Source organism: Pacificispira sp. HM-600 (genome assembly GCF_977993705.1).
In genome coordinates, this window is sequence record NZ_OZ388079.1 from 1,287,596 (window position 1) to 1,307,120 (window position 19,525).

19 protein-coding genes and 1 tRNA gene are annotated in these 19,525 nt (G+C 66.9%); 6 read left to right on the forward strand and 14 right to left on the reverse strand.

Annotation, left to right across the window (positions count from 1 at the left end; translation table 11 throughout):
• Positions 1 to 9: 9 nt before the first annotated feature.
• Positions 10 to 1,206: a xylose isomerase gene (xylA, locus tag ACXZ1E_RS06060; protein ID WP_458042495.1), complete on the reverse strand. Its 1,197-nt coding sequence runs from the start codon at positions 1,204 to 1,206 to the stop codon at positions 10 to 12.
• Positions 1,207 to 1,295: 89 nt separating this feature from the next.
• On the opposite strand from xylA, the gene ACXZ1E_RS06065 reads away from it, so the two are divergent.
• Positions 1,296 to 2,474, forward strand: coding sequence for an ROK family protein (locus ACXZ1E_RS06065; RefSeq protein WP_458042496.1), 1,179 nt, complete (start codon positions 1,296 to 1,298; stop codon positions 2,472 to 2,474).
• Between the two features lie 14 nt (positions 2,475 to 2,488).
• On the opposite strand, the gene araA is transcribed toward ACXZ1E_RS06065, so the two are convergent.
• From araA to ACXZ1E_RS06085, 4 genes are all read right to left on the reverse strand, one after another.
• On the reverse strand, positions 2,489 to 4,003 hold the full coding sequence (gene araA / locus ACXZ1E_RS06070) for an L-arabinose isomerase (protein WP_458042497.1): 1,515 nt from the start codon (positions 4,001 to 4,003) through the stop codon (positions 2,489 to 2,491).
• A 23-nt stretch (positions 4,004 to 4,026) separates the two neighbouring features.
• On the reverse strand, positions 4,027 to 5,622 hold the full coding sequence (locus ACXZ1E_RS06075; protein ID WP_458042498.1) for a xylulokinase: 1,596 nt from the start codon (positions 5,620 to 5,622) through the stop codon (positions 4,027 to 4,029).
• Positions 5,619 to 6,332 (reverse strand): L-ribulose-5-phosphate 4-epimerase, encoded by a 714-nt coding sequence (locus ACXZ1E_RS06080; RefSeq protein ID WP_458042499.1) that lies wholly within the window; start codon positions 6,330 to 6,332, stop codon positions 5,619 to 5,621. The genes ACXZ1E_RS06075 and ACXZ1E_RS06080 overlap by 4 nt, the downstream gene beginning before the upstream one ends.
• Before the next feature lie 109 nt (positions 6,333 to 6,441).
• On the reverse strand, positions 6,442 to 7,437 hold the full coding sequence (locus ACXZ1E_RS06085; RefSeq protein ID WP_458042500.1) for a LacI family DNA-binding transcriptional regulator: 996 nt from the start codon (positions 7,435 to 7,437) through the stop codon (positions 6,442 to 6,444).
• A 103-nt stretch (positions 7,438 to 7,540) separates the two neighbouring features.
• Between ACXZ1E_RS06085 and ACXZ1E_RS06090 the strand changes: the two genes are divergently transcribed.
• Genes ACXZ1E_RS06090 through ACXZ1E_RS06100 form a run of 3 tightly spaced genes read left to right on the forward strand, consistent with a single transcriptional unit; the run spans position 7,541 to position 9,922 of the window.
• On the forward strand, positions 7,541 to 8,848 hold the full coding sequence (locus ACXZ1E_RS06090) for an HNH endonuclease (protein WP_458042501.1): 1,308 nt from the start codon (positions 7,541 to 7,543) through the stop codon (positions 8,846 to 8,848).
• 43 nt (positions 8,849 to 8,891) lie between these two features.
• Positions 8,892 to 9,728: an NAD-dependent epimerase/dehydratase family protein gene (locus tag ACXZ1E_RS06095; protein ID WP_458042502.1), complete on the forward strand. Its 837-nt coding sequence runs from the start codon at positions 8,892 to 8,894 to the stop codon at positions 9,726 to 9,728.
• A gap of 38 nt (positions 9,729 to 9,766) precedes the next feature.
• Entirely contained in the window at positions 9,767 to 9,922 is a 156-nt protein-coding gene (locus ACXZ1E_RS06100; protein WP_458042503.1) for a hypothetical protein, read from the forward strand.
• Between the two features lie 277 nt (positions 9,923 to 10,199).
• Here ACXZ1E_RS06100 and ACXZ1E_RS06105 read toward each other — a convergent pair.
• From ACXZ1E_RS06105 to ACXZ1E_RS06115, 3 genes are all read right to left on the reverse strand, one after another.
• Positions 10,200 to 10,284, reverse strand: a tRNA-Tyr gene (locus ACXZ1E_RS06105).
• An 84-nt stretch (positions 10,285 to 10,368) separates the two neighbouring features.
• Positions 10,369 to 11,301, reverse strand: coding sequence for a carbohydrate kinase family protein (locus ACXZ1E_RS06110; protein ID WP_458042504.1), 933 nt, complete (start codon positions 11,299 to 11,301; stop codon positions 10,369 to 10,371).
• A 9-nt stretch (positions 11,302 to 11,310) separates the two neighbouring features.
• Positions 11,311 to 11,784 carry an FBP domain-containing protein gene (locus ACXZ1E_RS06115; RefSeq protein ID WP_458352070.1) on the reverse strand — a complete coding sequence of 158 codons (474 nt, stop codon included), beginning with the start codon at positions 11,782 to 11,784 and terminating at the stop codon, positions 11,311 to 11,313.
• Positions 11,785 to 11,851: 67 nt separating this feature from the next.
• On the opposite strand from ACXZ1E_RS06115, the gene ACXZ1E_RS06120 reads away from it, so the two are divergent.
• The gene (locus ACXZ1E_RS06120; protein WP_458042506.1) at positions 11,852 to 12,340 is read left to right on the forward strand and encodes a YajQ family cyclic di-GMP-binding protein; all 489 of its coding nucleotides are present in this window, start codon (positions 11,852 to 11,854) and stop codon (positions 12,338 to 12,340) included.
• Between the two features lie 9 nt (positions 12,341 to 12,349).
• On the opposite strand, the gene ACXZ1E_RS06125 is transcribed toward ACXZ1E_RS06120, so the two are convergent.
• Genes ACXZ1E_RS06125 through ACXZ1E_RS06145 form a run of 5 tightly spaced genes read right to left on the reverse strand, consistent with a single transcriptional unit; the run spans position 12,350 to position 17,473 of the window.
• Positions 12,350 to 13,138, reverse strand: a complete 789-nt coding sequence (locus tag ACXZ1E_RS06125) for an ABC transporter permease (RefSeq protein ID WP_458042507.1) — start codon at positions 13,136 to 13,138, stop codon at positions 12,350 to 12,352.
• The gene (locus ACXZ1E_RS06130; RefSeq protein WP_458042508.1) at positions 13,135 to 13,917 is read right to left on the reverse strand and encodes an ABC transporter permease; all 783 of its coding nucleotides are present in this window, start codon (positions 13,915 to 13,917) and stop codon (positions 13,135 to 13,137) included. The genes ACXZ1E_RS06125 and ACXZ1E_RS06130 overlap by 4 nt, the downstream gene beginning before the upstream one ends.
• Positions 13,914 to 14,693: an ABC transporter ATP-binding protein gene (locus tag ACXZ1E_RS06135; RefSeq protein ID WP_458042509.1), complete on the reverse strand. Its 780-nt coding sequence runs from the start codon at positions 14,691 to 14,693 to the stop codon at positions 13,914 to 13,916. The genes ACXZ1E_RS06130 and ACXZ1E_RS06135 overlap by 4 nt, the downstream gene beginning before the upstream one ends.
• A 24-nt stretch (positions 14,694 to 14,717) precedes the next feature.
• Positions 14,718 to 15,782 (reverse strand): ABC transporter substrate-binding protein, encoded by a 1,065-nt coding sequence (locus ACXZ1E_RS06140; RefSeq protein WP_458042510.1) that lies wholly within the window; start codon positions 15,780 to 15,782, stop codon positions 14,718 to 14,720.
• Positions 15,783 to 15,829: 47 nt separating this feature from the next.
• On the reverse strand, positions 15,830 to 17,473 hold the full coding sequence (locus ACXZ1E_RS06145; RefSeq protein WP_458042511.1) for a thiamine pyrophosphate-binding protein: 1,644 nt from the start codon (positions 17,471 to 17,473) through the stop codon (positions 15,830 to 15,832).
• Positions 17,474 to 17,598: 125 nt separating this feature from the next.
• Here ACXZ1E_RS06145 and ACXZ1E_RS06150 point away from each other — a divergent pair, with 125 nt between their 5' ends.
• Positions 17,599 to 18,501 (forward strand): LysR family transcriptional regulator, encoded by a 903-nt coding sequence (locus tag ACXZ1E_RS06150; RefSeq protein WP_458042512.1) that lies wholly within the window; start codon positions 17,599 to 17,601, stop codon positions 18,499 to 18,501.
• On the opposite strand, the gene ACXZ1E_RS06155 is transcribed toward ACXZ1E_RS06150, so the two are convergent.
• Entirely contained in the window at positions 18,498 to 19,523 is a 1,026-nt protein-coding gene (locus ACXZ1E_RS06155) for an alpha/beta hydrolase (protein WP_458042513.1), read from the reverse strand. The genes ACXZ1E_RS06150 and ACXZ1E_RS06155 overlap by 4 nt on opposite strands.
• Positions 19,524 to 19,525 lie beyond the last annotated feature (2 nt).

Below are 19,525 nucleotides of genomic sequence, written 5' to 3' on the forward strand. Positions count from 1 at the left end.
TGGCGCAACTCAGCCGCGTGCGCCGAGCAGGTGCTCGGTCGCGAGCTGCTGCAGACGGACGAATCCGAAGCCCTTGCCACCCAGGTAGGCGTCGGTGTCGAAGTCCTCGTAAGCCGAGCGGTCGGCGAGGAAGTCGTCGTAAGACTCGCCCTCGTTCAGCGTCGGTACCGAAAGCTCGGGGACCTTCGACGCCTCGAGCGCCTCCTGCACCTCAGGGTCGGCGCGGAAGGCCGCGGCGCGCTCCTTGAGCAGCAGGTAGGTGCGCATGTTGGCAGCGGCCGAGTCCCAGACACCCGTCTCGTCCTCGGTGCGGCTCGGCTTGTAGTCGAAGTGCCGCGGTCCGTCGTATGCCGGCGTGCCGCCCGGGCCGCCGTTCTCCAGCAGGTCGACGAGCGCGAACGCGTTGTGCAGGTCACCGTGACCGAAGACGAGGTCCTGGTCGTACTTGATGCCGCGCTGGCCGTTGAGGTCGATGTGGAAGAGCTTGCCGTGGTACAGCGCCTGGGCGATACCGGCGGCGAAGTTCAGCCCGGCCATCTGCTCGTGGCCGGTCTCGGGGTTGAGGCCCACGAGTTCGGGACGCTCGAGCGAGTCGATGAAGGCCAGGGCGTGACCCAGGGTCGGCAGCAGGATGTCGCCACGCGGCTCGTTGGGCTTCGGCTCGATCGCGAACCGGATGTCGTACCCCTTGTCGGTGACGTAGTCGCCGAGCAGGTTGACGGCCTCGCGGTAGCGCTCGAGGGCCTGACGGATGTCCTTCGCGGCGTCGTATTCGGCGCCCTCACGTCCGCCCCACATGACGAACGTCTTGGCGCCCAGATCGGCGCCGAGGTCGAGCTGGCGGAAGACCTTGCGGAGCGCGAAGCGACGCACGTCGCGGTCGTTCGACGTGAAGCCGCCATCCTTGAACACCGGCGCGCTGAACAGGTTGGTCGTGACCATGGGAATGATCAGGCCAGTGTCGGCGAGAGCGCCCTTCAGCCGGTCGATCTGCTTCTGGCGCTCGGCCTCGCTGGATCCGAACGGGAAGAGGTCGTCGTCGTGGAATGTCAGGCCGTAGGCGCCGAGCTCGGCGAGCTTCTCGACGGCGTGCACGGTGTCGAGGGGAGGCCGCGTCGGTCCGCCGAATGGGTCGGAGCCGTTGTAGCCGACGGTCCAGAGGCCGAAGGAGAACTTGTCGGCGGGAGTGGGCGTGGGGGTGCTCATGGGGTGATCCTGATCCTCGCTGAACGGAAATGTTGTTAGACACAACCTATACCATTCCGTCAGATGAGGCGACCCCCTACGCTGGTGCGATGACCGACCGCGCGACGACGTTCGAAGCCGTGCGTCGAGCGAACCTTGCGCGTCTGGTGCGGATTCTGCATCTCGCGGGTCCGCAGTCGCGCGCGCAGTTGACGGCGACGACCGGACTCAACCGCTCGACGATCGCCGATCTGGTCGCCGAACTCGCCTCGATCGGCGTTGCAGAGGAGCTTCCACCCGCTCCCTCGACGCGGGCTGGGCGCCCGTCACCGGTCGTGGCGACGCATCCGTCGATCATGGCGATCGCCGCAAACCCTGAGGTCGACGCCCTCGCGCTGGCCGCCGTACGGCTCGACGGCACGGTTGCGGCGCGCCGTCGCATCGAGGTCGACCATCTGCTCACTCCGGCCGAGACGGTGCGGCTGGTGGCCGAGACGATCGAGCAGTGGCGCGCCGACGAACTCGCCGATGCGCGGCTCGTGGGCCTCGGCTTCGCCGTGCCCGGCCTCGTGCGCGGTGCCGACGGGATGGTGCGGAACGCACCGCACCTCGGGTGGCACGATGTGCCGCTGCACGAACTCGCGGCCGAAGCGACCGGCCTGCCGATCGTCGTGGGCAACGACGCATCCCTCGGCGCTGTGGCCGAGCACCTGTTCGGCGCCGGCCGCGGGATCGACAATCTCGTCTATTTGAACGGCGGCGCGAGCGGTATCGGTGGCGGCCTGATCGTGCACGGGATGCCCGTGGCCGGTGCCTCCGGTTACGCCGGGGAGTTCGGGCAGAATCGCCCGGGCATACCCTCGACCGCGGACCGCCTCGCCGGCGACGGAGTGCTCGAGGACGAGGTCAGCCGAGCACGACTCCTGGCAGTCGCGGCGCTGGTCACGGCAGACGAACCGACGCTTGCCGCGGCCCTGGCGGCGAGCGACCTACCCGATGCCCGCGAAGAGATCGCGCGGCAGCGCCGCATCCTGACCACGGCGCTCGCGAACGTCGTGAACGTGCTCAACCCGCAGGTCATCGTGCTCGGCGGATTTCTCGCGACCATCGCCGAGGGCGGAACCGGCGAACTTCTCGAGGACGTGCGAGCGCTATCGATGCCCGCCGCCGCGGAGGACGTCGCGATCCGCTCTGCCGCGCTCGGCGAAGACCGCCTGCTGGTCGGTGCGGCAGAGGCGGCCTTCGCTCGGTTGTTGGACGATCCGGTGGGCGCGCTCGCGGGCCCCTGACGAAACGCCCGGAATTACAGCCCCTGAGCGAGGCGGTAGTAGGCCTGGTTCCAGCGCACCTCTTGCTGAAACCCGCGCACCGTCGTCGAGTCGTCGATGACGAGCAGCTCCGTCTTGGCGATCTCGGCGAAGTCGCGGAACACCTCGATGCCGACCGCGGTGGTCATGACCGTGTGGTGCGCGGCACCGGCGGTCAGCCAGGCCGCGGCGCTCGTCGCGAAGTCGGGCTGGGGCTTCCAGATCGCGCGTCCGACGGGCAGGTTCGGAAGGTCCGGCGCCTCGACGTTCTCGACCACGTTCGCCACGAGGCGGAAGCGGTCGCGCATGTCGCTCATCGCGACGACGACCGCCGGGCCGGGTTCGGCCGTGAACACGAGGCGCACGGGGTCTTCCTTGCCGCCGATGCCGAGCGGGTGGATCTCGAGGCGTGCCTTCTGCGACGACAGCGACGGCGACACTTCGAGCATGTGCGCTCCGAGGATCCGCTCGCTGCCGGGAACGAGGTCGTAGGTGTAGTCCTCCATGAGGCTCGCACCACCGGGAAGCCCAGCACCCATCACGTTCGCGATACGCACGAGGATGGCGGTCTTCCAGTCGCCCTCGGCGCCGAACCCGTAGCCCTCGGCCATCAGGCGCTGCACGGCCAGCCCCGGCAGCTGCTTCAGCGCACCCAGGTCCTCGAAGCTCGTCGTGAAGGCGCCGAAGCCGCCCTCCTCGAGGAACGAACGCAGGCCAAGCTCGATCGCGGCACCGTCGCGCAGCGACTGGTGACGCTCTCCCCCGGCACGCAGCTCAGGAACGACGTCGTACTCCTCTTCATACAGCGCGACGAGAGCGTCGATGTCGGATTCGGATGCAGCGGCCACAGCATCCGCCAGCTCGTTGACACCCCAGGTGTTGACCTGCACGCCGAACCGCAGCTCGGCCTCGGTCTTGTCTCCCTCGGTCACGGCGACGTAGCGCATGTTGTCGCCGAAACGGGCGAGCTTGAGGCTGCGCGAGGCGGCCCAGCCCGCGGCTGCGCGCTGCCAGGATGCGATCTCGCCGCGTACGCGCTCGTCGGACGCGTGCCCGACGACGGTCTTGCGGGCGACGCCGAGGCGGGTCTGGATGTAGCCGAACTCACGGTCGCCGTGCGCGGCCTGGTTGAGGTTCATGAAGTCGAAGTCGATGTCGGCCCACGGCAATTCGACGTTCGCCTGTGTGTGCAGGTGCAGCAGCGGCTTCTGCAAAGCGTCGAGGCCGCCGATCCACATTTTGGCCGGGCTGAAGGTGTGCATCCACGCGATCAGGCCGATCACGTTGTCGGCGGCGTTGGCCTCGAGTGCGAGGCGACGGATGCTGTCGGCCTCCTTCAGCACGGGCTTCCAGACGACCTTCACCGGCACGTGACCTTCGAGCTGGGCGACGACGCCCTGTGACTGGTCGGCGACCTGGAGAAGGGTCTCTTCGCCGTAGAGGTTCTGACTGCCGGTGACGAACCAGACCTCATAGGGCTCGAGCGAGGTAGCGAGAGGAGTGCGGGTCATGGAGTTCTGCTTTCGTTCAGGAGTCAGAGCGCTGCGATGGCCGCGTGCTCGATAGCGAGCCCGGCTTCGTAGCGCGAGAGGTAGGTGGCGTATCCGGCCAGGTCATCGGGATCGGGCGCGACGGTCTCGAACGCGGTCGTGGCGAATACTCGCTCGGCCAGGTAGGCGTCGAGGGCGAGGTCGTCGGCCTCGTTCAGGTAAGAGGCGAGTACCGCGATGCCCCAGGCGCCGCCCTCGGACGCGGTTTCGGCCACAGCGACCGGCGCCTCGATGGCTGCGGCGAGAAACCGCTGCGCGACACCCGCGGTGCGGAACATGCCGCCGTGCGCATACATCGTGTCGACCGTGACGTGCTCGCCGCGCAGCACGCGCATTCCGAGGCTCAGAGTGCCGAAGACGGCGTAGAGCTGAGCACGAGCGAAGTTGCCGAGTGTCGGGCGCGAGTCGGGGCTGCGGACGACGAGCGGTCGGCCCGCGTCGAGCCCGGCGATCGGCTCACCCGCGAGGTAGTTGTAGGCCAGCAGACCCCCGGCATCCGGTTCCGCCCCGAGTGCCTCGCGGAACAGGACCTCGTAAACGGCGTCCGCCGCGAGTGGGGTTCCGGCCGCCTCGGCGAACCGGGCGAACATTCCCGCCCACGCGGCCAGTTCGCTTGCGCCATTGTTGCAGTGCACCATCGCGACCGGATCGCCGGCGGGCGTCGTGACGACATCCAGCTCGTGGTGCACCTTCGCGAGCGGGCGCTCGAGCACGACCATGGCGAAGATGCTGGTGCCCGCGCTGACGTTTCCGGTGCGGGGCGACACAGAGTTCGTCGCGACCATGCCGGTGCCGGCATCACCCTCGGGCGGGCAGAACGGGATGCCGGGGATCAGCGCGCCAGACGGGTCGAGCAGTGCAGCGCCCTCCGTCGTCAACGCGCCCGCGGACTCACCCGCAGCGAGCACCTCGGGCAGCAATTCGGTGAGCACCGCGGGAAGTCGCCCCTCCACCAACGAGTCGTACGCCGAGACCATCGTCGCGTCGTAGTCGCCCGTCGCCGGATCGATCGGGAACATTCCCGAGGCATCGCCGACACCGAGCACGCGGCGACCGGTGAGACGCCAGTGCACGTACCCGGCAAGGGTCGTGACGAAGCGGATGTCCGGAACGTGGCTTTCGGCGTCGAGCACAGCCTGGTGCAGGTGGGCGATCGACCACCGCAACGGGATGTTCACGCCGAAGACCTCGGTGAGCTCCGCCGCCGCGCGACCCGTCGAGGTGTTTCGCCACGTGCGGAAAGGCACGAGCAGCTCGTCGTCGGACCCGAAGGCGAGGTAGCCATGCATCATGGCCGAGACGCCGATGGCACCCACGGTGACGGGGCCGACGCCATGGCGCTGCTCGGCATCCGTCACCAGCTCGCCGTACGCTGCGGCAAGCCCCGACCACACCTCGTCGAGGGCATAGGTCCAGCGCCCGTCCGCGAAGCTGTTCTCCCACTCGAAGCCGCCTACGGCAAGGACGTCGGCGGGGTTGTCGGCATCGACCAGGCAGGCTTTGATGCGGGTAGATCCGAACTCGATGCCGAGGGCGGTGCGGCCGGAACGGATCGCGTCGGCGGCAGATGTTCCAGTCATCGGCGAACGTCCTCGTTCTGTCCGTAGACGTTTTGGTATCGCCCGTAGAGGGCGTCGATCTTGTCCTGCGGGATCGGAATCAACGGTCCCGCCTCCCGAGCAATGTGGACCGTACGGGCCGCGTCTTCACACATCACCGCAGCCTTCACCGCATCCTTCGCCGACACCCCGATCGTGAACGGCCCATGGTTCTGCATCAACACCGCACGGGACCGGTGCCCCGTCAAGGTCTCCACGATCCCGCGGCCGATCGAATCATCCCCGATCACCGCGAACGGACCCACCGGAATCGGACCCCCGAACTCATCCGCCATCCCCGTGATCACACACGGAATCTCTTCCCCCCGCGCCGCCCACGCCACCGCATACGTGGAATGCGTGTGCACCACACCCCCCACATCCGGCATGTTCCGATACACATACGCGTGCGCCGCCGTATCACTCGACGGGCTGCGGTCGCTCCCCGGGGTGCCCGGAATGACATTCCCGTCCAAATCGCACAGAATCATGTTCTCCGGAGCCAACTCGTCATACGACACACCCGACGGCTTGATCACAAACAGATCAGCACCCGGCACACGACCAGACACATTCCCACCCGTCCACACCACCAAGCCATAACGCACCAACTCCGCATGCAGCGCTGCGACCTCGGTTCGGGTGGCGGCGATCGCAGCCTCGACGGATGTCGAGTGTTGGGGTGTGCTCACGGGGGCTCCATCGGTCTCGCGGCGGCCGCGCAGGGTTCGAGCGACCTTCGTAATGTTACCGGTACCATCCGATTTGCGCGAGCGCTCGCCGTCACCTCAGGAGCTGGCTTTATTCGCGACGCGGAATCGCAGAGTCCCGCATGACGAGCACCGGAGGCTCAGCGAACGCGTCCCCAGACACGCCGACGACCTCAGCGACCACCCGGCGCGCTTCGGAGGCGAGATGGAGGCGCACCGTCGTCAGCGCGGGTAGGTAGAAGGCGGAGTCGGGATTGTCGTCGAACCCGACGACCGACACCGTGCGGGGTACATCTATTCCCCGGGCGCGCAGACCCGCCATGAGCCCGAGCGCCATCTGGTCGTTGGCGACCGCCAATGCCGTGGGGGCCTGTTCGCGCCCGAGCGCATCGGCGAGCGCTTCCGCGAGCGCATACCCGGCGGCAGCGCTCCAGTCGCCCTCCCACCGCGCGGCGAGGGGCATGCCTGCGGAATCCAGCGCCTCAGCCACACCGCGGGATCGAGCCGTCGCCTCGAGCCAGTCACCCGGGCCCGCGACCTCGGCGATCCGCCGATGGCCGAGGTCGAGCAGGTGAGCCACCGCGAGTGCCGCCCCCGCGGACTGCGTTGCCGCACCGGTACCGCCATTCAGGGCGACGATGGGGACACCGGGCGCCGCCGCGGTGGCAGCATCGAGCGTGCGCGTGTGCGGCGCGACAAGCACGATGCCATCGACGCCCTGTGCAAGCAGGTGCCCCACCGCAGCTTCGACAGACGACGCATCCGCAGCATCCGCGTAGGCCGTGGCGATCCAGCGCCCTCCCGCGCGGGCGGCGGCTTCGAGAGCGGCGACGCCTTCCGCGGGCCCATAGAGGGCGGCATCGGATGCCACGACTCCGAGGGTGCGCGACGTGCTGGTGCCGAGGGCGCGGGCGGCATTGTTGATCCGATAGCCGAGCGCCTGAATCGCATCGAGCACTCGCTGCCGCGTTTCGGGACGGATGTGCGGATGCCCGTTGAGCACGCGCGACACCGTCTGTGTCGACACCCCGGCGCGAGCCGCGACATCGCGAACTCCGACGGCGCGGATGGGCGCCGGATGCGTCATCGTTCCTCCCCTGGGCTGAGCCTCAGCGTAGTGATAGTACTCATGTTCTATTTTCGTCGTTCAGATACCTTCTTATATCGCACATATATGCTAGTCTTGAGGCATGAACGAGCCCCTCGAACTTCTCGATCCGGCGCCCACGAGCGTGTCGACGGAAGAGTCGCTGGGGTTCCTCTTCGATGACCTGCAAAGCGATCAGTTCGCGGCCATCCGACATGAGGCGCGACGCGCAGCCGGCATCGCGGAAGCGATCCAGTTCGCTCGCCGGAACCCGCATGTGTACACAGACATCATCGGTGCAGACGGCGAAGAGATGGCTGTACGCGGAGTTTTATTCGACCTGTCGCTGCGGCTGAACGTGGCCGAGCAGACCCTTCGGACGCTCGCGTACACCGCCAGAACCGCAGCCGAATCCCTGCCATGGCTGTGGCGTCGAGCACTCGATGGCTTCGCGCCTCTCGTTCTGGTCGATGCGGTCGTGGCGGGGGTCGCCCGGCTGCGGGCCCCGCTCGACGCCTCGCCGGAGTTGCGCGCCGAGGCCGAGGCGGCCATTGCCGAGCTCGATGCGGCCGCATCGGAGTGGGTGTTGTCGTGCTCGCGCGCCGCGTTCCGCGCGCGCCTCAAGCGACTCCTCGAACGTCTCGATGCCCGCCGCGCCGATGTACGACACGCGGCCGCGATGCGTGATCGTCGCGTGGGCATCGAGCACATCGACGATGGGATGTCATGGGTCACGGCCCTCGTGCCGACCGTTCAGGCGGTGGCGCTCGGCCGCCGCCTGAACGCAACGGCGAAGGCGACCGCGAAGGATTCCCGCGAACGACGTACCCGTGACCAGATCCGCGCCGACCTGTTCGCCTCGTGGCTGATGGGCGTGGGGACGGCGACCGCGGTCAAGACGAAGGTCTTCGTCACCGTGCCGGTCTCCCTACTCACGGGCGATGGCTCCGCGGACGACATCGCTGGCCGTCTCGCGACTCGTCTTGCAGCACTGCCGCGTGAAGACGCAGAGCTCGTCGGCCACGGCCCCATCGATCCCCTCACGGCGGCACAGATCTTCACTGACGCGAAGGCTTTTCACCGGGTAATCACGGATCCGGTTCGCGGCATCGTGCTCCACATGGACCGCCGCACCTACCGCCCAACGAAGGCGCAGCGCGATTGGCTGATTCTGCGGTTCGGACGATGCGCCCGCGATGGGTGCAACCGGCTTGCCCTCGACGCCGATATCGATCACGACAGGCCGTGGGCCCAGGGAGGCACGACGGACGAGGTCAATCTGCGTCCCCTGTGCCCTCCGGATCACGTCCATCGACACGTGACCAAGTTCCGCTTCATCACCCGAAGCGACGGCACGGTCCAGGTCGAGACACCCACCGGACACGTGAGTTCTGCGCCGCCCCCGTTCTGATCCGTCGCGTGCGACCTTCAGTTACGTGTGCGAGCCTGGGCGTATGCGTATTGCTCTCACCGGTTCTTCCGGCAAGCTCGGCTCCGTCGTTCTGCACGAACTGCGAGCCGCGGGTCACGACGTGATCGGCATGGACGTCGTCGGAGCCCGAGGCCCCGGCTTCGTGCGCGTCGACCTCACGGATTACGGCCAGGTCGTCGACGCCCTCACCGCCGTCAACGACAAGCACAACGGGTTCGACGCGGTCGTTCACCTGGCCGCCATCCCCGCTCCCGGGATCGCACCGGATGTCGCCACCTTCCACAACAACATGCCGAGCACGTTCAACGTGTTCTGGGCGGCTATCCGCCTCGGCATTACGCGCATCGTCTACGCGTCCAGCGAGACGGTGCTCGGCCTGCCGTTCGACGTGCCGCCGCCGTATATCCCGGTCGACGAGGACTACCCCGCCCGGCCCGAGTCGGTCTACTCGCTCGTCAAGCACCTCGAAGAGCAGCTCGCGATCGAGCTCGTGCGATGGAATCCTGATGTGTCGATCACGGCCCTGCGGTTCTCGAACGTCATGGTGCCCGAGGACTACGAGGCGTTCCCGTACGACGCCGACCCGCGGGATCGCAAGTGGAACCTCTGGGGCTACATCGACGCGCGCGACGGTGCCCAGGCGATCGAACGCGCACTCCAGGTCGCCCCTCCGGGCTTCGACCGCTTCATCATCGCGGCCGCCGACACGGTCACCACAACATCCAATGCCGAGCTCGTCGCGGAGGTGTTCCCCGACGTCCCGGTGCACGGTGACCTCGGCGAGCACGACACGATGCTCTCGATCACGAAGGCTCGGCGCCTGCTCGGCTACGACCCGCAGCACTCCTGGCGCGACTGAACTATTGCTTTCGCGCACGCCCGCCCTACGCTGGTCGAATGGTCTCTTCACTCGGCGGATGGCACTTGTTCGGACTTCTGATCTACGTCGTGATGATCGCGATCGCCGTCGTACTCGCGTACTTTGTGATTCGCCTCGCGGTCTTCCACGCGCTAAAAGCGCACACACGCTGGGTCGACAACGGTAAACCGTGACACGCGGATCCGACTGGACTCGGCCCCGGCGACGCTTCGCGACGCTGTTCGAATCCCGCAGCACCCGATAAACGAAGAACGCCCCCACATTCGTGGGGGCGTTCTTCGTTTGGTGGCGAGTGAGGGTCCCCACCGCCTCTCCACCCGCCGCTGCGCGGCGCGCGGAGCCTCGGGCGGCGTGGGCCCCTCGAACACGCGACGCTTCGCGCCGCTGCTCGAATCCCGCAGCACCCGATAAACGAAGAACGCCCCCACATTCGTGGGGGCGTTCTTCGTTTGGTGGCGAGTGAGGGATTCGAACCCCCGAAGGCTACGCCGGCTGATTTACAGTCAGATCCCTTTGGCCGCTTGGGTAACTCGCCAGGGCGCGCCCGTCCGACTTTTGCAGACGACCGGAAGCGCGATCTCCCATCTTACCCAATCACGGGAGCCCCGAAGAACGCCGGTCAGGTGCCGAGGCGGTCGAGATCCACGTCGCGCAGTTCGCTCGGCGTCCGAAGCAGGGCACCCTCGAACCGACAGGTTGCGGCGGCGATCTCCATAGCGTCGCCGAGCACGAGGCTCCACTGCGCCACATCCGTCGGGTCGCCGTCCAATGCGAGCCGCGCGACCGTCGCCGACAGCGTCGCATCGCCGGCACCCATCGTGTCGACGATGCGGCCGGGCAGATCCGCGATTGGCGCGACGAGCTCGTCGCCTCCGAGCACGTCGGCACGCACGAACGCACCGTCAGCACCGCGTGTACCCAGCACAACGGGCACACCGAGCTCACGCATCCGTTCCACCGATTCATCCAGCGACTCTCCGAACATCAGATGCGCGTCGTCGTCCCCGATCTTCACGAGCGACGCCCGCGGCGCGAGATCCTCGAATCCGGCGACGAACTCGGCCAGGTCGCGCATCATGCCCGTGCGCGGGTTGGGGTCGATCACGAGACGCGTCTCACTCGCGCGAACCGTCGTGGCGAACCCCGCGGCCTGCGCCGCATCGTCGAACGGAAAACAACTCACGACCGTCATCGAGGCATCTGCTATCGCAGCACGCTCGGCATCGCCGAAACGGATGCGTCGAGCCTGAGCCGCCTCATTGAACACGTACGCGGGCTCGGCGCCGCCCGCCCGCTCACTCACGGCCCGCGACGTCCCGAGTGGCGACGGGGTTGCGAGCAACTCGACATCAAAATCGGCGAGGTAGGCGCGGATGCGCGCTCCCGCTTCGTCGTCCCCGACCATCGCGATGAGCGTTGTCGGCACGCCCAGCCGAGCCAGCCCGACCGCGACATTGAGGGCCGCCCCTCCGACGAACTCGCGAACACCGAGGTCGTCCCGCAACTCATCGATGAGTGCGTCGCCGACCACCACAACCCGTGCTTGCGTCATGACGCGAGACTACGCCAGCACCCGTTCGACGAACCGTTCGGTGCGTCGTCGCGCCCCATCGATCCGGCGGTCCACGCTGGCGCGCATCTCGGACGGAGCGAGCGGCGCCGCGAGGCGGACGTTCTCGTGACAGGAGAGATCAGCACAGATGTAGGTGCCGACGGTGTCGCCGTGTGCGCCGGAGGGACCCGCCTTGCGCGCCGTGAAGAGCGAGACCTGATCGGCGGGCTGCAGGGTGTGGCAGAGGTCGCACATTCCGGAGCGGGCCCGAGAAGTCGTCGATGCCGCCCGCATGGCAACGCCGAGCGGTTTGCCGTCCTGCTCGGTGACGACGTATCCGCGACCGCGGGTCTCGGGATCGCGCCAGGCTAAGAAGTCCAGGTGATCCCAGTCCGTCAATAAGAAGTCGTGGGGCAGCCGGAGCTGCCTGATCTCGTCATCGACGACATTCACGAATGACGCCCGAACCTCGTCCTCGGTCAACGGTCGCATCCCACCTCCATGTGTAGTGCCCCTCCAGTCTACGAACGACGCCGGATACACTGGACGGATGGCCGATTCATCCTTCGACATCGTCAGCAAAGTCGACCACCAAGAGGCAGAGAACGCCCTCAACCAGGCGCGCAAAGAAATTGAGCAGCGCTACGACTTCAAGGGCACTGGCGCCTCGATCGAGTGGAGCGGCGAGTCGGTGCTCATCAAGGCGAGCAGCGAAGAACGCGCGAAGGCGGTACTGGATGTCTTCCAGTCCAAGCTCATCAAGCGCGGTATCTCGCTGAAGAGCCTCGAGTCGGGTGAGCCGTTCGCGAGCGGCAAGGAGTACCGCATCGTCTCGACGATCAAGGACGGCATCTCGCAAGAGAACGCCAAGAAGGTCGGCAAGATCATCCGCGACGAGGGGCCCAAGGGCGTCAAGTCGCAGATCCAGGGCGACGAACTGCGCGTGCAGTCGAAGAGCCGCGACGACCTGCAAGAGGTCATCCGCGTGCTGAAGGCAGCCGACCTCGAGGTCGACCTGCAGTTCATCAACTACCGGTAGGACTCACCCTCACCCGCGCTTGCCCGCCGTCGCCGGCTGAGTCCGGCGCTGCCACGGCAGCACGAGCGGCGTGACCAGGCGGAACGCCAGGTTGATCAGCAAACCGAGCAGACCGACGATGAGGATGCCTGCGTAGACCTCGTCAATGGCGAACTGCTGACCCGCCCGACGAATCGCAGCTCCCAGGCCGAACTCCGCGCCGACGAACTCGGCGGCGATCAGCGTGATCAGACAGGTCGCCATCCCGAGCCGCAGCCCGTTCAGTAAACCGGGCGCGATCGCCGGAAACAACAGCCTGGTGAAAAACCGGATGCCGGTGGCACCGAAGTTGCGCCCCGCCTCGATCAAATCTGTCGGCACATCTCGGACGGTGCCGCGGGTGCTGATGATGATCTGGAAGAACGCGGTGGCGAATGCGGTAATGATGTAGGCCACCTCGCCCCGCCCGACGATGATGATGAAGAGCGGAAGCAGGGCGATCTTCGGCAACGGGTAGAGGGTGTCCGTGATGGGCCGGATGAGCAGCTCGACCGTCCGCCACCGCCCCGAGGCGACACCGATCGCAACGCCGAAAACCGCGGCGAGCGCGAAGGCGATCAGCAATCGCTGGACCGTCAGCAACAGATCCAGGCCGAGCCTCCCGTTCACGAGTCCGTCGAATGCCGTCACGACGATGTCACTCAACGGCGGAAAGAAACGCGCGTCGAGCAGTCCTGTGCGCGTGACGATCTCCCACAGCACGATGACCGCGAGCGGGATCGCCCACGACTGCGCCCAGCGCCGAACCGTCGGGTTCATATCTGTGCTCCTTGCACGTCACGTCGCCACGGCAAGAGGCGGTCGGCCACGGCGTCGAATCCGACGGAACTGATCAGCCCGATGACGGCGATGATCAACAGCGCGACGTACATGTCGGTGACGCGCAGAATCTGCCAGTTGGACCAGAGGAACTGACCGAGGCCATTCGGGGCGCCCACCATCTCGATCGCGATCACGGCGATCAGGGTGAACCCGAGAGCCACCCGAATACCGGTGACGATCGACGGTAACGAACCCGGCACAAGGATGCCGAAGAACCTCTTGACTCCCCGGGAGCCGTAGTTATCGGCCACCTCGACGAGGGTGCGATCGATGCTCCGCACGCCCGCGACGGTGTACAAAATCATGACGATGAGCGGAGTCACCAAGGCGGTCAGAATGATCGCCATCTCGGTCCGCCCGAGCAGGAACGTCAGAAACGGGAAGAACAGCACGCCCGGAATCGGGTAGAGGAACGCCAGGATCGTATGCGCGCCGCGGTCCATCCATTGCGAGGCGGTGATCGCGATCCCCACACCGACTCCCAGAACCACCGCCAGCACGATCGTGACGAGCACACGCAGGACGGTCGCGATGATGTCGCCGCCGAGCCCCGAGTCAGGCTCGAACACGATGATGCTGCGGGCGATGATCTCGGTTGGCGGCGGGAAGAAGGTGGCGCGGATGACGCCGGTCCGACTGAGGATCTCCCATCCGAGCAGGATCACCACCGGACCGACGAACAGGGCCCACTTGTCGCGAAGGCCACGCCAGCTCACCGGTCGTCCACCGCCATGGCCGCCTGCACCTCGTCGCGCAGGTGGTTCCAGATGTCCTGCGACAGAGCAGCGAACTCCGGCGTTCCGCGCAGCTCGGGCGTGCGGTCGGGCCCGAAGTCGAGTTCGACGATGTCCCGGATCCTGCCCGGGCGGGCGGACATCAGCACCACGCGATCCGAGAGGAAGACCGCCTCATCGATCGCGTGCGTGATGTAGAGCACCGTCGGTTTGGTCTGCTGACGCAGCTCGAGGATCTGCTCCTGCAGGAGGGTGCGCGTCTGCGCGTCGAGCGCTCCGAGCGGTTCGTCCATCAACAGCACCTCGGCATCCTGCGCGAGCGCCCGGGCGATGCCGACGCGCTGCTTCATCCCTCCCGAGAGCTGGTGAGGGAAGAAGTCGCCGAAGCGCGCCAGACCGAGCCGCGCCAACTGCTCGTTCGCGATCTCGGCCGCATCCTTCTTGAGGACGTTGCGGTTGCGCGGACCGAACATGACGTTCTCGCGCACCGACATCCACGGAAAGAGAGCGTGCTCCTGAAACACCATCGCCGTCTTCGGTCGGTCCGGTTTGGAGCTCAGGATCTCGACCGAGCCCGAGGACGGCTCGTACAGACCAGCGACGAGACGCAGCAGAGTGGACTTCCCGCAGCCTGACGGCCCCACGATGGACACGAACTCGGCTTCGGCGATGTCGAGCGAGACACTCTCCAATGCGGTGACCTGCTCCTTTCCCGGAAACCGCTTGCTCACGTCGGTGAGTCGGACCTTCGGTTGCATCAGTGCAGTCATCGGCTCACCGAGTCAGTTCTCGAGGGCGGCATCGCGCCAGCTGAAGTCCCAGATGTCCTCTTCGGGGATGATCTCGTCGTAGTTCAACGAGCCCTGCTCGAGGAAGAACTCCTGGTATCGCAGCAGCACGTCGAAGTCCACACTCAGGTCGGCCGGGATGTGGTGCTGGCGGGAGGCGGCGATGACTGCCGGATCGGCACCCGTGTACTGCTCGACGAGCTCGAGCATCTCGGGGGTGTCCCATCCGTTCGCGTCGAGGTCCTCCGCGGCCATCGCGTAGGCGCGCATGAAGTCCTCAGCCACCTGCGGGTTCTCGTCCGCCCAGTCCGTGTTGTAGATGATCCCCGTGAACGGCAGCGGATCTTCATCCGTCGGGGTCTCCCACGGGCGGTAGCCCGACCCGTTGCCCTCTGCCTGCGTCGGGAACGGCTCAGACAGGATGCCCGCCGCGATGCCACCGTTCGCAAGCGCTGGCACCTGATCGGGGAACGGGATGTACTCCAGAGCGATGTCGTCCATCGACAGTCCACCGCGCTCCAGGGCGAAGCCGAGCAGCGCCTCAGTCACAACGCCCGGCGCGTTGACGGCGAACGTCTGACCCGCGAGCTGCGACATGTCCTCGGCGACCGCGGCGGCCTCTTCCGACGAACCCGCGAGCTGCGACGACACGATGAAGTAGTCCTCGATGTATCCGGCGTGCATCGGCGCCACGTAGCGCACGGGAAGCCCCTCGTCCACGGCGTTGTACGCGGCAGACCCGATCCCGGCGAACCCGGCGTCGTACTGGGCGGTCGCGACGCCGGTGATCGACTCGTTGCCGCTCGCAACCTCGACCAGCTCGACGTTGATGCCGACCTCTTCGGCATACTTCTCGGCGGTCACGAAGAGAGGTAACGAAGAGCCTGTCGCCAGGTAGGCGACCCGGATCGTGCCACCCTCGCCGCCCTCGCCGCCACCGGAGTCCCCTCCCGACGAGGCGCCCTCCGGATCGGCGGCGCAGCCGGCGAGGACGAGCGCGGCGACGGCTCCCGTGGCAATGAGAGCCCGGCGGGCACGGATTGCTGTGTTGTGCATCATGGTGAAACTCCCTTGTTTCTGTTGCGTGCGAGTACGTGCGGTGTTGGTCAGTGCCCGTGTTCGCGGGCCATGAGCCAAGATGGACGGCCGCTGATCTTGGCGTCGATGACGAGAGGCCGGTCGCGGGCAGATGCGAGCCAGGTGGCCACCCCGCCCAGGTCATCGAGAGAGCGCACGGTGATCGCGTCGCAGCCGTAGCCCCGCGCGATCGCGGCGATGTCGGTGTCCGGGAACCGGACGATCTCTTGTTCTGCGGGGGTCGATTCCGGAAACAGATGGATTTCGGCTCCATACGCACTGTCGTTGAAGGCGATGACGACGAGGCCGAGGCGTAGCCGCACGGCGGTCTCCAGCTCCACCGCCCCCATCAGCAACGAACCGTCGCCGGTGCCGAGCACGGCCATCCGGTCGGGCCGCGCAACGGCAGCGCCGATCACACTCGCGAGCCCGAGCCCGATGGATTGAAACGAGAGGGGCAGGACGTAGCCCTCGTCGTCCGGAACGCGCAGGTGGGCACCCGGGTAGGCATTGACGTTGCCCCCGTCGACGACCACGACGCGTTCGTCGGGCAGCATCGCGTCGAGCGCGTTGGTCAGGGCCGCGGGATCGACGAAACCCGGCTCGTCGATCATCTCGACGGTCTGGTCCGACCAATACCGCGCCGCACGAACACGTTCGGCGACCTCGGGAGTCCGGTATCCGACACTCGTCGTCCCCGTCGCCTCGAGCGCCGCGATGGTGGCGCGTGCGACGGCACCCGTGTCGCCGACGATCCCGAGGTCGACGAGGCGATACTTGCCGATCGCATCGACACGGTCATCGACCTGAACGAGCGTCGCCTTCTCGAGCAGTGAGCCGCCGCGCGTCGTCCAGTCGTTCAACGCGACGCCGAACCCGACGATGAGATCCGCGTCCCGAACGAGCTCGGCCGCGCTGTCTGTCGCGAAGCCCCCGACGACGTCGAGCGCCCATTCATCGCCCTCGAAGACACCGCGCGCGCCGCCCGAGGCGATGAGCAGCGCGCCGGTCGCCGCGGCGAGTGCGCGCAGGTCATGCTTCGCGATACGAGCACCTCGACCCCCAATGATCACCGGCCGTTCCGCCGCGACGAACATCTCGCCGAGTTCGGCGGCATCCGCCGACGAGACGGTCGGCGTCGGAACGCGGAGGTTCGAGACCGACCGTGGCCCCGGATAGGCGATCTCGAGGTCCTGGATGTCGATAGGCAGCGACAGCACGACAGTGGCGCGTTCGACCTGGGCGACGCGGAATGCACGGGCCGCATCGGCGAGCGCGGTCTCGGCCGAGTGGATCCGCATCGGTATGGCACCGATGCCGCTCACGGCGGTGTCTTGATCGATGTAGAAGTTCGACGTGACATTGCCCACCGCCGTGTCTGCGGCGAGGACGAGAAGCGGGGTATGACACTTCGCCGCCTCGGCGATGCCCGTCAGCGCGTTCGTGAGCCCGCATCCTTGATGCAGACTCAGCGCACTGACGTCACCGGTGATGCGGGAGTACGCGTCGGCCATGGATGCCGCACCGGCCTCGTGGCGCGCCGCGACAAAGGTCGCACCCGATGCGACGAGCGCGTTCGTGACGCGGAAGTTTCCACTTCCCACGACTCCGAATACCTGTTTGACACCCAATTCGGCGAGCATGCGGCCGAGAGCATCGGCGACTCTGATCATCTGCGTCACTGCACTGATTCCGTTTCTTAGGTCATCGGCGACCTTCTTCCACGGTATGTTCGGGCGCGATGTTCGTCCAATGAATAATCGACATCTATGACATTCGCTTGGTGAATAATGGGGGCATGCTCGCCAGCGTCGATTTGAATCTGCTCCGTACCTTCGTCGAGGTCTATCGGGCCAAGAACCTGACTTCGGCAGCCGAGTCGCTGCGCGTGTCGCAGCCCGCCGTCAGCCATGCGCTGAAGCGCCTGCGTCTGCACTTCGACGATCCGCTCTTCGTCCGCACCGGGACCGGAGTACGACCGACGCGGCTGGCGACAGACCTCTACGCCGAGATCAGCGGACCGCTGTCACACATCGTTGCGCGCACCGAAGACGGCACCCGCTTCGAGCCCGCGACCTCACACAGACGATTCCGCATGGCTCTGACAGACCTGGGCGAGGCTGGCCTCCTCCCCCGCATCCTGCTCGCCATAGCGGCCTCCGCGCCCCACGTCTCGATCGAAGTCGTCCCGCTCGACATCGACTCGGTTGCCCACGATGTGCTCTCCGGAGACATCGACGCCGCGATCACCAGCTCACCGGTGGCGGGCCAGGTCCACCAGGAGGTCCTCTTCCAGGATCGCTACGCCTGCCTCGTGCCCGCCGACCTCGACGACGACGAGGGACGCATCCGTGTCGAAGACCTGAGCAGACTTCCCGAAGCGCGCGTCGGTGCCGCGGCCGGGCACCGCGCGATCACCGAGGCGGTCACCATACTCGGAGCCGGGGTGCTGTCGCGGGTAGCCCACGTCGAGGTGCCGCGCTTCACCTCACTCCCCTGGATCGTGGCCCGCTGCGGATACGTCGCCATCGTGCCGATCGACGCCTTCGCCGCGCTCGCGCTGCCCTCCGGGGCGAAGCTACTCGAGCTACCGTTCCCGTCGCCCACGACATCCGTCCACCTGATCTCGCACCATGACGCGGACGCGACGTCCGCGACCGCGTGGTTCCTGGCCACCGTGCGCTCGACTCTCGCGACCTAGGCGGGTGCTGCCCGATGCCGGACGAACCCGAGCACCCAGCGATCCAGCCGCGCGTACGCCTCTTCACGCACCTCATGGCGCGACAGAAAGACGTCGTGGATAGCGCCATCGATGCGTTCGATGGTGACGGATTCCCCGAGCTTCAGTGCCGCGCGAGCAATCTCGTCCACGTTCAGCACGCTGTCGACACGCGTGAGTTCGTCCGACCAGCGGGTGGGCAGCGCCGAGCGCGCGGAGAGCAGAACGCACACGGGTGCGTCGATCCCTAGCCCCGCGGCGACCCGCTCGTGGCCCTCGAGCACGGCATGGAACCATCCCGCATAGACCGCCATCGTCTGATCCGGACGCCACTGCAGATTCGTCTCGACGGGATCATCGGGGTCGGCGACGTCGCGCTGCGCACGGGCATAGTAGCCGAGATCCACCTGGGGTGCTGAGTCCAGCGGACGGATCCGGGCACCCAGCTCGACCATGGGTGCGAGCGCCGCGCGACCAAGACCGCTCAGCTGAAACTCCAGCCACGGACTGTTCAGGATGACCGCGGACGCGACACTCGGATGCCTCGATGCCCAGAGGCTGAGCGTCAATCCGCCCGTCGAGTGCCCGAGCAGGACCAGCCGGCGGTCGCCGCGCTGCATGGCTTCCAGCGCCGCAGCGATGTCCGCGTCGTAGTCGTCGAGGTCCGTGATGTACCCGGGCGTCTGACCGGGTCGCAGGCTGCGGCCGTACTTGCGCAGATCGAGGGCGAAAAACCGCGCACCACGCTCGGTAAAGAAGCGAGCGAGTCGCGTCTGAAAGAAGTAGTCCGACCACCCGTGCACGTAGAGCACATCGACATCCGCCAGCGCGCGGCGGTTCGGGAACACACGAACACCGAACACTCGCTCGGCGAAACCGACCTCTGGCAGGTGGCGGACGAGGGTCGCCACGACCTCACCCTCATCATCAGAACCGAGTGGCAAGGTCAACTGCTCGAAGCCAGGACCGAGGATGTCGGCCCGCCAGCCGTCCTCGTCTGTCATCC

Bases quoted from the DNA above. Each gene is read 5' to 3' on its own strand.
- ACXZ1E_RS06065 (WP_458042496.1), top strand. From the start codon at position 1,296: ATGACCGACCGCGCGACGACGTTCGAAGCCGTGCGTCGAGCGAACCTT.
- ACXZ1E_RS06125 (WP_458042507.1), bottom strand. From the start codon at position 13,138: ATGAACCCGACGGTTCGGCGCTGGGCGCAGTCGTGGGCGATCCCGCTC.
- ACXZ1E_RS06085 (WP_458042500.1), bottom strand. From the start codon at position 7,437: ATGACGCATCCGGCGCCCATCCGCGCCGTCGGAGTTCGCGATGTCGCG.
- ACXZ1E_RS06155 (WP_458042513.1), bottom strand. From the start codon at position 19,523: ATGACAGACGAGGACGGCTGGCGGGCCGACATCCTCGGTCCTGGCTTC.
- ACXZ1E_RS06090 (WP_458042501.1), top strand. From the start codon at position 7,541: ATGAACGAGCCCCTCGAACTTCTCGATCCGGCGCCCACGAGCGTGTCG.
- ACXZ1E_RS06150 (WP_458042512.1), top strand. From the start codon at position 17,599: ATGCTCGCCAGCGTCGATTTGAATCTGCTCCGTACCTTCGTCGAGGTC.
- ACXZ1E_RS06075 (WP_458042498.1), bottom strand. From the start codon at position 5,622: ATGACTGGAACATCTGCCGCCGACGCGATCCGTTCCGGCCGCACCGCC.
- araA (WP_458042497.1), bottom strand. From the start codon at position 4,003: ATGACCCGCACTCCTCTCGCTACCTCGCTCGAGCCCTATGAGGTCTGG.
- xylA (WP_458042495.1), bottom strand. From the start codon at position 1,206: ATGAGCACCCCCACGCCCACTCCCGCCGACAAGTTCTCCTTCGGCCTC.
- ACXZ1E_RS06140 (WP_458042510.1), bottom strand. From the start codon at position 15,782: ATGATGCACAACACAGCAATCCGTGCCCGCCGGGCTCTCATTGCCACG.
- ACXZ1E_RS06100 (WP_458042503.1), top strand. From the start codon at position 9,767: ATGGTCTCTTCACTCGGCGGATGGCACTTGTTCGGACTTCTGATCTAC.
- ACXZ1E_RS06145 (WP_458042511.1), bottom strand. From the start codon at position 17,473: ATGATCAGAGTCGCCGATGCTCTCGGCCGCATGCTCGCCGAATTGGGT.
- ACXZ1E_RS06135 (WP_458042509.1), bottom strand. From the start codon at position 14,693: ATGCAACCGAAGGTCCGACTCACCGACGTGAGCAAGCGGTTTCCGGGA.
- ACXZ1E_RS06120 (WP_458042506.1), top strand. From the start codon at position 11,852: ATGGCCGATTCATCCTTCGACATCGTCAGCAAAGTCGACCACCAAGAG.
- ACXZ1E_RS06110 (WP_458042504.1), bottom strand. From the start codon at position 11,301: ATGACGCAAGCACGGGTTGTGGTGGTCGGCGACGCACTCATCGATGAG.
- ACXZ1E_RS06095 (WP_458042502.1), top strand. From the start codon at position 8,892: ATGCGTATTGCTCTCACCGGTTCTTCCGGCAAGCTCGGCTCCGTCGTT.